This window comes from Nitrobacter sp. CN101, assembly GCF_055390255.1.
This window is the reverse complement of the sequence record NZ_AP038833.1, coordinates 2,059,920-2,073,539: the sequence shown is the minus strand read 5'-3', so window position 1 is coordinate 2,073,539 and position 13,620 is coordinate 2,059,920. Positions and strand designations below refer to the sequence as shown.

At 59.5% G+C, this 13,620-nt stretch carries 14 protein-coding genes, 1 pseudogene and 1 other annotated feature; of the genes and pseudogenes, 7 read left to right on the top strand and 8 right to left on the bottom strand.

Going from position 1 to position 13,620, the window contains the following annotated elements:
* The first annotated feature begins 11 nt into the window (after window positions 1-11).
* Window positions 12-1,103: an IS5 family transposase gene (locus ACZ5IL_RS10270; RefSeq protein WP_464592499.1), complete on the top strand. Its 1,092-nt coding sequence runs from the start codon at window positions 12-14 to the stop codon at window positions 1,101-1,103.
* Between the two features lie 343 nt (window positions 1,104-1,446).
* Here ACZ5IL_RS10270 and ACZ5IL_RS10265 read toward each other — a convergent pair whose 3' ends face one another.
* Window positions 1,447-1,626 carry a hypothetical protein gene (locus ACZ5IL_RS10265; RefSeq protein WP_464596682.1) on the bottom strand — a complete coding sequence of 60 codons (180 nt, stop codon included), beginning with the start codon at window positions 1,624-1,626 and terminating at the stop codon, window positions 1,447-1,449.
* Window positions 1,627-1,650: 24 nt separating this feature from the next.
* The gene (locus tag ACZ5IL_RS10260) at window positions 1,651-2,409 is read right to left on the bottom strand and encodes a hypothetical protein (protein ID WP_464596680.1); all 759 of its coding nucleotides are present in this window, start codon (window positions 2,407-2,409) and stop codon (window positions 1,651-1,653) included.
* A gap of 181 nt (window positions 2,410-2,590) precedes the next feature.
* Between ACZ5IL_RS10260 and ACZ5IL_RS10255 the strand changes: the two are divergent.
* The 4 genes and pseudogenes from ACZ5IL_RS10255 to ACZ5IL_RS10240 all read left to right on the top strand — a co-directional run bounded on the left by ACZ5IL_RS10255 (window position 2,591) and on the right by ACZ5IL_RS10240 (window position 7,280).
* A pseudogene (locus ACZ5IL_RS10255) lies at window positions 2,591-3,816 on the top strand (IS3 family transposase).
* Window positions 2,872-2,988: a sequence feature (AL1L pseudoknot), on the top strand. It overlaps the preceding pseudogene by 117 nt.
* A gap of 187 nt (window positions 3,817-4,003) precedes the next feature.
* Window positions 4,004-5,311 carry an adenylosuccinate lyase gene (gene purB / locus ACZ5IL_RS10250; RefSeq protein WP_464596679.1) on the top strand — a complete coding sequence of 436 codons (1,308 nt, stop codon included), beginning with the start codon at window positions 4,004-4,006 and terminating at the stop codon, window positions 5,309-5,311.
* Between the two features lie 229 nt (window positions 5,312-5,540).
* Window positions 5,541-6,149, top strand: coding sequence for a PilZ domain-containing protein (locus tag ACZ5IL_RS10245; protein WP_079447171.1), 609 nt, complete (start codon window positions 5,541-5,543; stop codon window positions 6,147-6,149).
* Between the two features lie 510 nt (window positions 6,150-6,659).
* Window positions 6,660-7,280, top strand: a complete 621-nt coding sequence (locus ACZ5IL_RS10240; RefSeq protein ID WP_464596677.1) for a transglutaminase-like cysteine peptidase — start codon at window positions 6,660-6,662, stop codon at window positions 7,278-7,280.
* 181 nt (window positions 7,281-7,461) lie between these two features.
* On the opposite strand, the gene ACZ5IL_RS10235 is transcribed toward ACZ5IL_RS10240, so the two are convergent.
* The 3 genes from ACZ5IL_RS10235 to ACZ5IL_RS10225 all read right to left on the bottom strand — a co-directional run bounded on the left by ACZ5IL_RS10235 (window position 7,462) and on the right by ACZ5IL_RS10225 (window position 8,932).
* Window positions 7,462-7,926: an FKBP-type peptidyl-prolyl cis-trans isomerase gene (locus tag ACZ5IL_RS10235; RefSeq protein WP_079447173.1), complete on the bottom strand. Its 465-nt coding sequence runs from the start codon at window positions 7,924-7,926 to the stop codon at window positions 7,462-7,464.
* Between the two features lie 102 nt (window positions 7,927-8,028).
* Complete coding sequence (locus ACZ5IL_RS10230; protein ID WP_464596675.1) at window positions 8,029-8,559, bottom strand: gamma carbonic anhydrase family protein; 531 nt, start codon at window positions 8,557-8,559, stop codon at window positions 8,029-8,031.
* A 43-nt stretch (window positions 8,560-8,602) separates the two neighbouring features.
* Window positions 8,603-8,932 carry a DUF6949 family protein gene (locus tag ACZ5IL_RS10225; RefSeq protein ID WP_464596890.1) on the bottom strand — a complete coding sequence of 110 codons (330 nt, stop codon included), beginning with the start codon at window positions 8,930-8,932 and terminating at the stop codon, window positions 8,603-8,605.
* Between the two features lie 202 nt (window positions 8,933-9,134).
* On the opposite strand from ACZ5IL_RS10225, the gene ACZ5IL_RS10220 reads away from it, so the two are divergent.
* Window positions 9,135-9,842 carry a hypothetical protein gene (locus ACZ5IL_RS10220; RefSeq protein WP_464596674.1) on the top strand — a complete coding sequence of 236 codons (708 nt, stop codon included), beginning with the start codon at window positions 9,135-9,137 and terminating at the stop codon, window positions 9,840-9,842.
* Window positions 9,843-9,851: 9 nt separating this feature from the next.
* Here ACZ5IL_RS10220 and ACZ5IL_RS10215 read toward each other — a convergent pair whose 3' ends face one another.
* Together ACZ5IL_RS10215 and cysE are read right to left on the bottom strand one after the other, a co-directional pair.
* Window positions 9,852-10,070, bottom strand: coding sequence for a DUF3126 family protein (locus tag ACZ5IL_RS10215; RefSeq protein WP_079447176.1), 219 nt, complete (start codon window positions 10,068-10,070; stop codon window positions 9,852-9,854).
* 321 nt (window positions 10,071-10,391) lie between these two features.
* Window positions 10,392-11,222: a serine O-acetyltransferase gene (gene cysE / locus ACZ5IL_RS10210; RefSeq protein WP_464596673.1), complete on the bottom strand. Its 831-nt coding sequence runs from the start codon at window positions 11,220-11,222 to the stop codon at window positions 10,392-10,394.
* A gap of 253 nt (window positions 11,223-11,475) precedes the next feature.
* On the opposite strand from cysE, the gene ACZ5IL_RS10205 reads away from it, so the two are divergent.
* The gene (locus ACZ5IL_RS10205; protein ID WP_464596672.1) at window positions 11,476-12,900 is read left to right on the top strand and encodes a hypothetical protein; all 1,425 of its coding nucleotides are present in this window, start codon (window positions 11,476-11,478) and stop codon (window positions 12,898-12,900) included.
* On the opposite strand, the gene ACZ5IL_RS10200 is transcribed toward ACZ5IL_RS10205, so the two are convergent.
* Complete coding sequence (locus tag ACZ5IL_RS10200) at window positions 12,858-13,610, bottom strand: alpha/beta fold hydrolase (RefSeq protein ID WP_464596889.1); 753 nt, start codon at window positions 13,608-13,610, stop codon at window positions 12,858-12,860. The two genes, ACZ5IL_RS10205 and ACZ5IL_RS10200, sit on opposite strands and share 43 nt — an antisense overlap.
* Window positions 13,611-13,620 lie beyond the last annotated feature (10 nt).

Here is a 13,620-nt window from a genome sequence, read left to right as displayed (position 1 = left end):
GGATCTGATGGGTGCGCGGTGGTGACAATCTGACTGGCGAGTTGTTCAGCTACGTTGATCTGGAGGCGCGGGTTCGGCGCGATCACCCGCTTCGCGCCATCCGGGTAATTGTGAATGAAGCGCTTGTCGCTTTGGAGCGGGAGTTCGCGGCGCTGTATTCGCCACTCGGGCGGCCGTCGATCCCACCCGAGAAGTTGCTCAGGGCGATGCTGTTGCAGGCGTTCTACTCGATCCGCTCGGAGCGGTTGCCTATGGAGCGGCTGGAATACGACCTTCTGTTCCGCTGGTTCGTGGGCATCGGCGTCGACGATCCAGCCTGGGACCATTCGGTGTTCTCGAAGAACCGCGACCGGCTGCTTGAGGGCGACATCGCGGCCAAGTTCCTGAGTGCGGTGCTGGCCCAGCCCAAGGTGGAGAAGCTGCTGTCGAGCGATCACTTCTCGGTCGACGGCACGCTGATCGAGGCCTGGGCTTCGACGAAGAGCGTCAAACCGAAGGACGGCTCTGGCGAGCCGCCGGCCGGCGGCGTCGGGCGCAATGCCGAAGCCGACTTCCACGGCGAGAAGCGGACTAACGACACGCATGCTTCGACCACCGATCCGGACGCAAGGCTCTACAAGAAGGGCAAGGGCAAGGAGGCGAAGCTATGCTTCATGGGTCATGGGCTGATGGAGAACCGCCATGGCCTGTTGGTCGACGCCTGCCTGACGCTGGCCGGCGGACATGCCGAGCGGGTGGCGGCGTTGCACATGATCGAACCTCGCGCCGACCGGCCCCTGGCCATCACACTTGGCGCTGATAAGGCCTATGACACGGAGGACTTCGTCAACGAGTTGCGCGCGATGAAGGTGACGCCGCACGTGGCGCAGAACACAAGCGGCCGAAGCTCGGCGATCGACGGGCGCACGACGCGGCACCGCGGCTATGCCATCAGCCAGCGTCTCCGCAAGCGCATTGAGGAAGCGTTCGGCTGGATCAAGATGGTTGCCCGCCAGGACAAGACCCGCTTCCGTGGCCGCGACCGCGTCGGATGGGCCTTCACCTTCGCAGCCGCCGCTTACAATCTGGTGCGATTGCCGAAGCTCATGGCGGTGCCAGCATGACCCGCCGTCTCACGGCCACGCCAAACTGCTCGACGGCGGCTCAATCCAGATCGCATTCGCCTATCACAACGGCGATCAAGCCATCCCCAAAGCCAGACCGAACACTTCTTCAACAGCCTGCTAGGGGCCCCAGAACCGGGGGAGGTTCCAGAATTCTGAACAACCGGCGTGACATCAATCGGAGTCGTCGTATCGGCTCCCGTGAGCCGATACATATATCCTTCGGTGTCTGCCGAGGAGTGTGTGAAAACGTAGCTTCCGGACTCGCCGGAAGCCACCTTCCAATAGACATGCATCGCGACCGTGTAAGGGTCGGTGTTGTCGATGGCGGACGGGCTGTTAGTTACCTCCGTAAACCTGCCGGAGGTGTCACGGCTAGAGCCGGGACTGACGACCCGTCGCCGACGTGCAGGACCACGACGAGCAGATCACCGTTGGTGATACCACTCGGCGCGGTGATGGTTGTGTTGGTTCGGGTGGCCAGAGTTGGCGTATTACTGACCGAACCGGGTACAATGCCCATCAGTTCAAGCCTTATAAAGAGATACTAGAACGGCTTAGGGATCGCCTTACCTGGCACCAGCGCGCCATTAACGATGGTAGCCTCACACACGTTCTCCCAAAGCTCGATCCTATTCTTGTGGCCGCCCGCGCCCTCCATCCTCATTGCGTCGTACTTAAACGGCCCGACGAAGAATACGTCCTTGAAGCGAAGAATGTTGTCGCCGCCCGTGTCAGGATGAATACGAGCGCCGTAGGGGCCTCCACAAAAAACGACGCCATCGAAATCAATTGTGCCGGTCCAATTGTCGGCGACAAAGAATCCAGCGGTGGCCGCATTCATTCCGCACTTGAATGTCGAATTACGCACCTTGATTACGCCGCGTTTTCCAGGCGCGTATGTTTGTAGTCCGTCTGCGTGGTCATCGCCAATGCCATTGACCTCAATGTAGCAGCCATCAATCACGACCTCGCCGCCGCCGGCAACTCGGATGCCTTCGCGCGACTGGATGCAGGTGTCCTTTACGGTTCCGTTACTACCGAAGTATACCGAAACCGCATCGCTTGCGTCGACGATGGTCTTGTTCGCAAGGGTGCCGCCTTTCGCCACTCCAGTCGGCCCCGACTTGGTATTCTTGGCAAAGCGGACGTCCTCTGGCGATAAAGGAATACTCGACACCACCGGTTTGGGCTGGGACTCAGGATCGGGTTGCGGTTTCGGCTGCGGCTGTTGAGTAACGATCTCTTCAAGAGAAAACTTATACTTCTTTCCGTTTTCGTCCGTGAGGACGCCGGCCACCGCCAATGCTGACATGAATTCTCTCCGTGACATATAGGTCAAATCAAGTCTCCCAAGGTTGGATGCCGTGGGAGAAGTGTATCTCAATCGCTGCCCTCAGGATATTTAGGCTGAGCGGGGAACGATGGCCTTAGTGAACCGCCCTGGGTTTGCCGGAGGCTCCAACTCTTGAGAGGATGGAGCCACCATGAGTAAGACGACCAACAAGTTTTCGCCTGAGGTCCGCAACCGCGCTGTCCGACTGGTCCTTGATCACGAGCATGAGCGTCAGTCGCGATGGGCTGCGATTACCTCGGTTACCGCGAAGATCGGCTGCACAGGCCAGACATTGAACGACTGGGTGAAGAAGTCGGAGGTCGACACCGGCAAGCGTCCTGGCGCATCGACGGACATGACCGCCAAGATGAAGTCTTTGGAGCGCGAGAACCGTGAACTCCGGCAAGCCAATGAGATCCTGCGCAAGGCATCCGCGTATTTTGCCCAGGCGGAGCCTGACCGCCGGTCAAAGACATGATCGCGTTTATTGACGATCATCGCGAGGTCTATGGGGTCGAGCCGATCTGCAAGGTTCTGCCGATTGCCCCCTCGACCTACCATGACCACGTCGCCAAGAGGGTTGATCCTTCGAAGTTATCGGTTCGGGCGCACCGGGATTTGGTGTTGAAGCCGGAGATCGAACGTGTCTTCGCCGAGAACTTCGAAGTCTACGGCGCACGGAAGGTCTGGCGGCAGCTCAACCGCGAAGGCGTCGTTGTCGCGCGTTGTACGGTCGAGCGCCTGATGGCCGACCTCGGCCTCCAGGGCGTGATCCGCGGCAAACCAGTCCGCACAACGATGCAGGACAAGGCCGCGGCTTGCCCGCAGGACCATGTGAACCGCCAATTCCATGCGCCGGCGCCCAATATGCTCTGGCTCTCCGACTTCACCTATGTGAGTACTTGGAGCGGGTTCATCTACGTCGCTTTTGTGATCGACGCCTACGCTCGTCGCATCGTCGGCTGGCGCGTCTCCCGAACGGCGTATGCAAGCTTCGTGCTCGACGCGCTGGAACAAGCGCTTCACGAACGGCGACCAGCACGTGGTGGCCTGGTGCACCATTCCGACAGGGGTTCGCAATACGTCAGTATTCGATACACCGAGCGCCTTGCTGAGGCGGGCATCGAGCCTTCCGTCGGCAGCGTCGGCGACAGCTACGACAATGCGCTCGCCGAAACGATCAATGGGCTCTACAAGGCTGAGGTCATCCACAGACGTGGACCTTGGCGGAGTTTCGAAGCCGTCGAGTTCGCGACGCTGACCTGGGTCGACTGGTTCAACAATCGCCGGCTGCTGGAGCCAATCGGCAACATCCCGCCGGCCGAAGCTGAGGAACGTTACTACGCTATGCTCAATGAGCAGAAACTGGCGGCGTGACTCAAACGAAATAGCCTCCGGCAAACCCGGGGCGGTTCACAGGCTGTGTCTGCTCTACTCCTTACAAGCGGACGATCCCGGATTTATGAATACACGTCCTGGTTCGACCTTCCATTCGCACCGTTTGTTTCCTTCCGAGAGCTCTGCTAAAGCGCGGCATAATCCCTGAAAACCTCAAGGATCGTCGATGATTCCTCGTTACACCCGTCCGGAAATGGCTTCGATCTGGGAGCCGCAGACCCGTTTCAAGATCTGGTTCGAGATCGAGGCTCACGCGGCGGACGCCCAGGCCGAACTCGGGGTGATCCCGAAGCAAGCTGCTGAAACCATCTGGGCCAAGGCCAAGGATGCGACGTTCAATGTGGAGCGCATCGACGAAATCGAGCGCGAGACCAGGCATGACGTTATCGCCTTTCTGACTCATCTTGCCGAAATCGTCGGTCCCGAGGCGCGCTTCGTGCATCAGGGCATGACGTCATCGGACGTGCTCGACACGTGCTTCAACGTACAACTCACCCGCGCTGCCGACATCCTGATCGCCGATATCGATAGGCTGCTCGGGGCGCTGAAAACCCGCGCGTTTGAACACAAGATGACGCCGACCATCGGCCGCTCGCACGGTATTCATGCCGAGCCCGTGACCTTCGGACTCAAGCTCGCTTACGCCTATGCGGAGTTCACACGCGCCAAGGAACGCCTGACCGCGGCCCGCAGGGAGGTCGCGACCTGCGCGATCTCGGGCGCGGTCGGCACCTTCGCCCAGATCGATCCCCGCGTGGAGGAGCACGTTGCCCGAGCGATGGGATTAATCCCCGAGCCGGTGTCGACGCAGGTGATCCCGCGCGACCGCCACGCAATGTTTTTCGCGACGCTGGGCGTCATCGCCTCCTCGATGGAACGGCTCGCTATCGAAATCCGCCATCTGCAACGCACCGAGGTGCTGGAGGCCGAGGAGTTCTTCTCCGAGGGGCAGAAGGGTTCGTCAGCGATGCCGCACAAGCGCAACCCCGTGCTGACCGAGAACATCACCGGGCTTGCCCGCATGGTGCGCGGCTATGTGACACCAGCCCTGGAGAACGTCGCTCTCTGGCACGAGCGCGACATCTCGCACTCCTCGGCCGAACGCATGATCGGCCCGGACGCCACTGTGACGCTGGACTTTGCGCTCAACCGCCTCGCAAGCGTCATCGACAAGCTGTTGATCTATCCCGCCACCATGCAAAAGAACCTCGACCGGCTTGGCGGGCTCGTGCATTCGCAGCGCGTGCTGATCGCGCTCACCCAAAAAGGCGCGAGCCGCGAAGATGCCTACAAGCTGGTTCAGCGGAATGCCATGCCGGTGTGGCGCGGCGAAGGCGACTTCCAGACGCTTTTGAAGAACGATGCCGATGTGACGAAATATCTCACCGCCGCTGAGATCGCCGAGCAGTTCGACCTCAACTATCACCTGAAGCACGTCGATACGATCTTTAAACGGGTGTTCGGAAACGCGTGAGCGTACCGCAATCCTCTATCGTAAGCGCGCCAGATATGCCCGTGCTCGAAGAAGCGAGCCTTGTCGCGCCTCTTGTAGACGCGGCATGAGCCGTTTTGGTGTCGATCTAGGCCAGTTTGTGCAGTCGCGTTCGGGCTATACCACTCAGAAACGCTAACGCCGCGTTAACCCTGACAACCTTAAGGTTTATTCATACCGACCGTTGGTCGACCCGCGGACCGATCGATTTATGGCGTTGGCGCAGAAAATCTCGAACCTGCCGGTTGAGCGCCGGCGATTTCAGCGGGTCAAGATTCACCTGCTGGGTCGCTATATGCTGCCGGATCGGCGCGAATTCCCCTGCCAGGTTATCAACATGTCCCCCGGCGGGCTGGCCATGCTGGCCCCCGGTATCGGCAACGTCGGTGACCGGGTCATCGTCTATCTCGACCACATCGGCCGGGTCGAAGGCAAGATTACCCGGATTATCGACAGCGGGTTCGCCATGAGCGTCAGCGCGACCCCCCGCAAACGAGACAAGCTGGCGTCGCAACTCACCTGGCTCGCCAATCGCGACATCCTCAATCTTCCGGAAGACCGCCGCCACGAACGCATCGTGCCGCGCAACCCCATCGCGACCCTCACACTTGAAGACGGCACAAGGCTGACTTGCCGAATCATCGACCTTTCGATGTCGGGGGCCGCCGTCTCGGCCGAAAAACGACCCCCGCTACAGTCCAAGGTCGCACTCGGCAAGGTGCTCGCCCGCGTTGTCCGCAATCTGGAAGAGGGCTTCGCGCTCGAGTTCATTCACGAGCAACATCCCGATACTCTGGAAGCCAGCGTCAGCGGCCGGTAAACGGCCATTCTCGGGATTGATTCTCGGTACTTCCCTTTTTTCTCCGGCCAGCTCCAATGGAATTACTGATACTCGACGCTTTCGGGAGTTGCGTTACTGACACGCTTTACTCGACGCTGTCCGAGGCGCAGCGCCATCCGCCCTTCGCGCTCGATTTTATTCACGAGCAGGACTCTCGAAGATAACGTCACCGCCCGGTAAACGGCCATTCTCGCAAACCCCCGCCTTGCGATCCTCGTTGTCCGCCTCTGCCACAGCAGAAGCCCGCGATCTCAGGGTTAACGGCAGGCGCGTTCCGATACGAAAAACCGCGATTCAATCGGGTTTCAATCGCTAATATCTAAAATTTGAATCGATGATGATCGCTAAAATTTGAGTCAATTTCGATTCAAGTACGGATTCAATTAGCGGCGAACTTTACTCGCATTTGCATCGAATGCACTTCGAGCATTTAGCGCCGGCGCAAATCCTTTGTGCGAAATGTGGTCCCAACAAGAAACGGGGGCCACAATGCTCAACAGGGGTCAGGGAGTGGGACTGGCGGTGGTTGGCGCCATCCTGTGGGGAATGGCAACGCCAGCGGGAGCCGCGGAAGCAGAAAAACTCTATGCGAGTCTCGGCGACACCACACGGGCGCCGATCGGTTGGGTTGAATTCTGCAGCGATAATCCGAAGGAATGCCACGCCGGCGCAACGCAGCCGCGTGATATCGTCTTAACGCCTGACGCCTGGCGCGATCTCCTGAAGGTCAACCGCTGGGTCAACGAAACCGTCAAGCCGATGACGGACAAGGATCATTGGGGCGTCGTCGAAAAGTGGTCGCTTCCCACCGACGGCCACGGGGATTGCGAAGACTACGTCCTGTTGAAGCGCAAGATGCTGATCGACGCTGGGTGGCCGCGTGAGGCGTTGCTGGTCACGGTGGTCCGCGACAAGCAGGGCGATGGCCATGCCGTCCTAACCGTTAAAACAGACAAGGGGGAGTTCATTCTCGACAACCAGAATGAAGACGTCCTGGCCTGGATGAAGACCGGCTACCGCTTCATGAAACGACAATCGCAAAGCGACCCCGATGTCTGGGTTGCGCTGGACGATAACCACCCGGCGGTCGCGACGGCCAGTTCTCGATAAACAACAACTAAGAGACCCGCGACCCGGTCATACCCCTCCCCGTCCCCAGACCGGCTCGCGCGCGGCCAGCCTTCCCCCAAAAGGCTGGCCGCACCCCTTTTCAGGAAAGCTTCAGCGCGCGTTATAAGGCCAAGAACGGATCAGTGCGCTACCGCGCGAAACGACGGCCGCGCGGAGCGGCTCAGCCTTTCAGGCCGAGCAGCTCGACGTCAAAAATCAACGTTGCATTGGGCGGAATGACTCCACCGGCGCCGCGTGCTCCGTAACCGAGCTCCGGCGGAATGATCAGCGTGCGCTTGCCGCCGACCTTCATAGAGGCGACGCCTTCGTCCCAGCCTGCTATCACGCGACGCTTTCCGATTGGAAACTCGAAGGGTTCGTTGCGGTCCACCGAACTGTCGAACTTGTCACCTTTCTGCCCGTCCTTATAGAGCCAGCCGGTGTAATGCATGATGCAAACCTGGCCCGGCTGAGGCGAAGGGCCCTCCCCAACTTTGGTGTCCGTGATCTGCAAACCCGATGCTGTTGTCATGGTTTTCTCCGCGGTTTGGGCCGCTGCTGTGGCCGGAGCATCGATCAGAACGATTCCGCCCGACGCAATCGCAATTGCAAATGTCAAAACACCCGCACATCGAAACGCCCGCATCGCTGCATTCTCCAGCCTGTTATCGGCGCCCACATCTAGCCCAAGGAATAGGCGACGACCACGGCTTTTTGCAACTTTCGTCAGCGGGTTCCACCGAGGATTTCAGCCGATTCGCTTCAGGCCCTTTCCGAAGCGCAGGCCGTTCGCAGCGTAGAATTTCGCGCCGCTTCCCATCGCCTCGATCTCGGAAGGTTTAAGCGTGCGGGTCACGCGCGCCGGCGCGCCGACAATGAAAGAGTACTCTGCAAACTGCTTGCCTTCGGTAATGAGCGCGCCGGCGCCGACGATGCAGCCGCGACCTACCCGCGCGCCGTTCATAACGATCGAACCCATACCGATCAGCGCACCATTTTCGATGGTGCAGCCGTGCAGAATAACGTTATGGCCAATCGTGCAGTTGCTTCCTATCGTCAGCGGAAATCCCTCATCGGTATGGCAGGTGCACCCATCCTGAACGTTGGAACCCTCTCCAACTTCGATCCATTCGTTATCGCCGCGCAGCACCGCGCCGAACCACACGCTCGCATTGTCGCGGAGGCGAACCCTGCCGATTACCGCGGCGGTTTCGGCGATGAAATAGCGCCCGCTTTCCGGCAGGTCGGGCACCTGCCCATCGAGTTCGTAAATCGCCATCACGCCTCCCTGCCAGCTAGCGGCGACAGTGCCACGGCGGCGCTTAGGCGAGCAACCCGACCGCCTTCAGCGTCATGACCACGCAGGTGCCAGACATCAGGCTCCAGAAACCCGCGATCACGGTCGCCATCATGACGAACTCAAAACGGCGCCGCTCGATGCGTCGTCCGCGAAGTGTGTTGCGCATGATGATGAAGGGCGCAGCGAAGATCAGGAACGGCACCGCAGCAAATGCCCTGGCAACAACACCCTGCTGCAGCAATCCAAAGCCCGCGGGGTGTTTGACGAACGCCTGATAACCGCTGGCGAGCGCGCCAGCGATGGCGAATCCGATGCACAGGGAAAAGAAGGAATTCAACGCATCCGGCGACATCGAAAAGGACATCCGTTCACGACTACGGCGTCCCCTCCTTCGCAAAATGCCGCTTGCCTCGCCACCTTATCCTTAAGAAAGGGTTAACGCGACGCACGCGCGCCAACCTAGCGCGCTGGCACAGTACGGCTGACCTCGCATGCAAACTCCACATTGCGTGGCATAGTCGCGGCTGATTCGTCCTTTCGGAAATGTCTGTCGCATGGCCATGCTGTCGTCCGCCCCGCGCCGGTCGCGCGGGAAACCGCCGGCCGGTCATCTGATCCCGCTACTCGCAGCCGTGATGATCGCGATGCCCGCGATCACCGCAGTCGCCTATTTGTTGTGGCCAACCTGGACTCCCAAAGCGCCTGACAACAATGAGCGATTGCCGGTCAGCATCGGGCAAACCGTGTTCAATGTGCCGAAGCGCGCCTTCCGTGTGAAAATTCAGAGACATTCGGGGCCGCAGGAGCGCATCGATCTGAATTTCCTTTATCCTTCGCTGGCAACGCAGGATGCGCCGAGACATGTCACCGCCGAGACCGTCGAAGATGGACCGCAGCCGATCGACCGCGTTTTCCTATCGATTGCCGCCCATCACGATTCGCTGGCACCGGATATCCTCGTGCGTAACATCTATCCGCGTTATCTTGATGCCACTCACGCACCGTCTCAGGACGGACTATCGATACGTGCATTCCGCGACGGAACGCCGTATGCGGGCGAAGATCTGCTCATGGCGCAGACGCCCGCGCTAGTGGCGCGATGTACCCGCGATGCCATGACGCCGGGCATGTGCCTGAGCGAACGCCGGATCGGGAGCGCCGACCTGACGTTCCGCTTTCCACGGCAATGGCTAACAGAATGGCGCGACGTTGCCGGTGGGATGGAGCAGCTCGTGCAGCAACTGCACCCGCTGCAAAACTAGCTTCGACAATTAACCGACGTCGGCTAAATCCTCCTCAAGAATAGCCATCTGAAACTGAAACGAACGATCGTCGTCCTCGTCGTCGACGAATAGCACGCCAATAAACTCCTCGCCGATATAGACCTCGGCCGAGTCGTCCTTCTTTGGACGCGGCACCACACGAATCCTGGGGTTTCCGAACACACGCTTGAGGTAGGCGTCGAGTTTCCTGACTTCCTGAACGTTCACGGCAGTCTCCAAATGTGAGGGGTCGCAGGGTTCTAGAGTCTCATTCAACTCCGCAGAGTTCTGACTCCGGGGTCCGATCAACCGCGCTGAATAAACTTTGTTTTAAATCTTTCGATTGGGCACGATCTTGTCCGAAACCGGTTTCCACTTTGCGCTGGCGCGGCCTTTCGGATTGGGATCATTACTCTCGCCATATCCTTTTAATCACGCATTATCTCGTCTGAAAATCGATTCCTATTTTTAGGTCGTCGGTGTCTGCAGCCCAGTTCGCCGCTGCACTGCGCCCCCGGGAACTTCAGATTCGAAAGAACGCTGGCAAGCTTATGATTCTGGAGTCGCATTCAGCATCTGATTCATCGTGCGCGAGGGCTCCGAGCAGCCGGCCGGACCGACCGTTCTGGCTGGAACGCCTGCGACGGTGACATTGTGCGGCACCGGTTTCACGACGACCGATCCGGCCGCGATGCGCGCGCAATGTCCGACCTCGATATTGCCAAGGATTTTCGCGCCCGCGCCGATCATGACGCCGTGGCGGATCTTCGGATGGCGGTCCTCATTTTCCTTGCCGGTACCACCGAGTGTCACGCCATGCAGGATCGACACGTCATCCTCGATGACCGCGGTCTCACCGACGACAAAACCGGTCGCATGATCGAGGAAAATTCCACGGCCGATTTTGGCGGCAGGATTGATGTCGACCTGGAACACCGAGGAAGAACGGCTCTGCAGGTAATAGGCAAAATCCTTGCGGCCTTTCTTTTGGAGCCAGTGCGCGAGGCGGTGGGTCTGGATGGCATGAAAGCCTTTGAAGTAGAGCAGCGGATCGATGAACCGCGACGTCGCGGGGTCGCGGTCGAACACCGCCACCAGATCGGCACGGAACGCGTTGCCGATATCGGGATCGTCGCGGAGCGCCTCATCGAAGGTCTGGCGGATCAGGTCGCCTGACAAGGCCGAATGGTCCAGCCGCCCTGCGACGCGATGCACCACCGCAGCCTCAAGCCGATCATGATGAAGAACGGACGAATAGATAAAGGCCGCCAGCTCAGGTTCGCGGCGAACGATGTCTTCGGCCTCGCTGCGGATGCGATCCCAGATCGGATCGAGCGCAGCTAGTGTCGGATTCTGCGAATTGACGTGCTGGATCGCCATGGTCGTCTCGCAACCTCGATTTTGCCCCGCAGTTTAACATGTTGCGAGGTCGTTGTCCTTGATGTTCAGAGAATATTCATTTAGCCCGTCTAGGGTTAACCGATCTAAAGGCTTGAATCTTCGTACTATATTCGGTCCCTGAGAGAGGCCCGGCGCCACCAAACGGATCGGAAATCTTCATCGTTCAGGCCAACGTCGGACTAATTTACGTCAAATAAATTATGCATGTGCGACGGAACACTCAATAGGCGGAATGGTGCGCCGCCCACCGGAGAACACGTCCATTTCGACCCCGGTCTTACACACGCGTGACGCGGAAATACCGTGGGGCTGGATCGCGGCCGTCGTCATTCCCGTGCTTTTGCTCGCTCCAGCGATCTGGAACGGCTATCCGCTGCTTCAATATGATACGGGCGGCTATCTGGCGCGATGGTATGAAGGCCATCTCGAGATCAGCCGTTCGAACGCCTATGGCATCTACCTTCATTTGGGACAGAGCTCGTACTTCTGGATCAATTTGGTATGCCAGGCGCTGCTGACGCTGTGGATCCTGCATTTGACCTTGCGCGTGCTCAACATGGCGCAGCCATTGCGGCTTCTCACAATCGCCCTGATCCTCATCACGGCCACCGCGCTACCGTGGCTCGCCAGCATGTTGCTAACCGACATTTTCGCGGGGCTGGCGGTGCTCGCGCTATACATCCTCGTGGTGCATAACGGCAAGCTTTCGATCGCCGAGAAAATCTCGCTGTTTCTGTTTACGTCCTTCGCGGCGGCGAGCCACACGGCCACGTTCGGGGTCCTGTTGGGACTGTGTTGTGCGGGGTGGATCGTCAAGCCATTGCTCGGCCCAAGGCTTCAGATCACAGGGCTGGTTCAGGGTTCCCTGACGATCCTTGCCGGCGCGGCCATGCTGCTGGCTGCCAATGTCTTTTTGACAGGCCGGCTTGCCTGGACACCCGGTGGCGCCTCCGTCTCGTTCGGACGCATGATGCAGGACGGTATCGTCGCGCGCTATCTCAACGACCACTGCGACAAGATCAAGTTGAAGCTTTGCCCCTACCGCAATCAACTGCCGGCAACAGCGGATGATTTCCTTTGGGGCAATGACACCATATTCGACAAACTGGGACGCTTCGCCGGCATGAACGGCGAGATGGAGTTCATCGCCACGCACGCACTGGTCGCCTACCCTCTTTGGCAGGCCGAAGCTGCAGCCGAAGCAACGGCAGAGCAACTCGTGAGTGTCGACACCGGCGAAGGCACCACCGGATGGATTCCACACACCTACGGCATCATCGAACGCTATCTGCCGGAACAGGCAAAGACCATGCGCGCTGCGCAGCAGCAGCACTGGAATATCAAGTTTACGGCTATCAACTGGATTCACGTTCCGGTCGCGCTTGCCTCGATGCTGTTGGCCGCCGTGATCGCCCTGGCGGCGATATGGCGGCGGCGTATCGATGACGTCGAACTTCTTGCCGCGACGGTTTGCTTGGCATTGCTCGGTAACGCGTTCATCTGCGGCGTTATATCAGGCCCCCATGACCGCTACGGCGCGCGCATGGTCTGGATCGCGACGTTCGTGGTGCTGATCGCGGCGGCGAGGTTCCTCGCCAGTCGCTACGGATGGCTTCACGGCCGACGAGACAGAAATCTCAGCACGCCTTCCTTGTAGACCTTGTCTCCCACAGCACGCATGTGGTCGCGGTTGGGAATGTTCAACACCTCCGCACCGGGGATAACGTCCGCGAGCTCCTGCGCCGATCCCGCGATCTCGTCTTTCGTGCCGACCGCTATCAGCGTTGGTACCTCGATGCCGGCGACTTCAGCTTCCGTCATCAGCCGCCGTGATCCGCGCAAACACGCCGCCAGGGCGCGCCGATCAGATCGGGTCTGATCGGCAAAGACCCGGAACGTCCGGCCGAACGGATCGGTCACGTCATCCAGCGACGGTGCCTCCAGCGCCCTGGCTACGCTTTCGCCCGGACCGCCCCCCTTGATCAATCCGATACCCAGACCGCCGAAAATTCCGGAGCGCACCCGTTCAGGCCGAGTCCGCGCCAGAATTCCCATCATCCTGGCGCCGAGCGAATATCCCATGACGTCCGCGCGCGCGATGGCAAGATGATCCATCAACGCCGTGATGTCGCTCGCCATCGTGCCGATGTGATAGTCTTCCGGATCGTAGAGCTTGCTGGAATCGCCGTGGCCGCGGTTGTCAAACGCGATTGTCCGGAAACCGTTTTTGCGCAATTCCGACACCCAGGTCGGATACACCCAGTTCACGTTCTTGCTCGACGCAAAGCCGTGCACAAGAACGATGGGATCGCCATTGCCCTCGTCGAGGTAGGCAATTTCAACATCGCCGTGATGAAAGCTCGGCATCAGCGCTTCC

Excerpts from the sequence above, each read along its gene's own strand:
- purB (WP_464596679.1), top strand. The coding sequence starts at position 4,004 with ATGATTCCTCGTTACACCCGTCCGGAAATGGCTTCGATCTGGGAGCCG.
- cysE (WP_464596673.1), bottom strand. The coding sequence starts at position 11,222 with ATGGCGATCCAGCACGTCAATTCGCAGAATCCGACACTAGCTGCGCTC.
- ACZ5IL_RS10235 (WP_079447173.1), bottom strand. The coding sequence starts at position 7,926 with ATGCGGGCGTTTCGATGTGCGGGTGTTTTGACATTTGCAATTGCGATT.
- ACZ5IL_RS10245 (WP_079447171.1), top strand. The coding sequence starts at position 5,541 with ATGGCGTTGGCGCAGAAAATCTCGAACCTGCCGGTTGAGCGCCGGCGA.
- ACZ5IL_RS10225 (WP_464596890.1), bottom strand. The coding sequence starts at position 8,932 with ATGTCGCCGGATGCGTTGAATTCCTTCTTTTCCCTGTGCATCGGATTC.
- ACZ5IL_RS10220 (WP_464596674.1), top strand. The coding sequence starts at position 9,135 with ATGGCCATGCTGTCGTCCGCCCCGCGCCGGTCGCGCGGGAAACCGCCG.
- ACZ5IL_RS10200 (WP_464596889.1), bottom strand. The coding sequence starts at position 13,610 with ATGCCGAGCTTTCATCACGGCGATGTTGAAATTGCCTACCTCGACGAG.
- ACZ5IL_RS10265 (WP_464596682.1), bottom strand. The coding sequence starts at position 1,626 with ATGGGCATTGTACCCGGTTCGGTCAGTAATACGCCAACTCTGGCCACC.
- ACZ5IL_RS10205 (WP_464596672.1), top strand. The coding sequence starts at position 11,476 with ATGGTGCGCCGCCCACCGGAGAACACGTCCATTTCGACCCCGGTCTTA.
- ACZ5IL_RS10240 (WP_464596677.1), top strand. The coding sequence starts at position 6,660 with ATGCTCAACAGGGGTCAGGGAGTGGGACTGGCGGTGGTTGGCGCCATC.
- ACZ5IL_RS10230 (WP_464596675.1), bottom strand. The coding sequence starts at position 8,559 with ATGGCGATTTACGAACTCGATGGGCAGGTGCCCGACCTGCCGGAAAGC.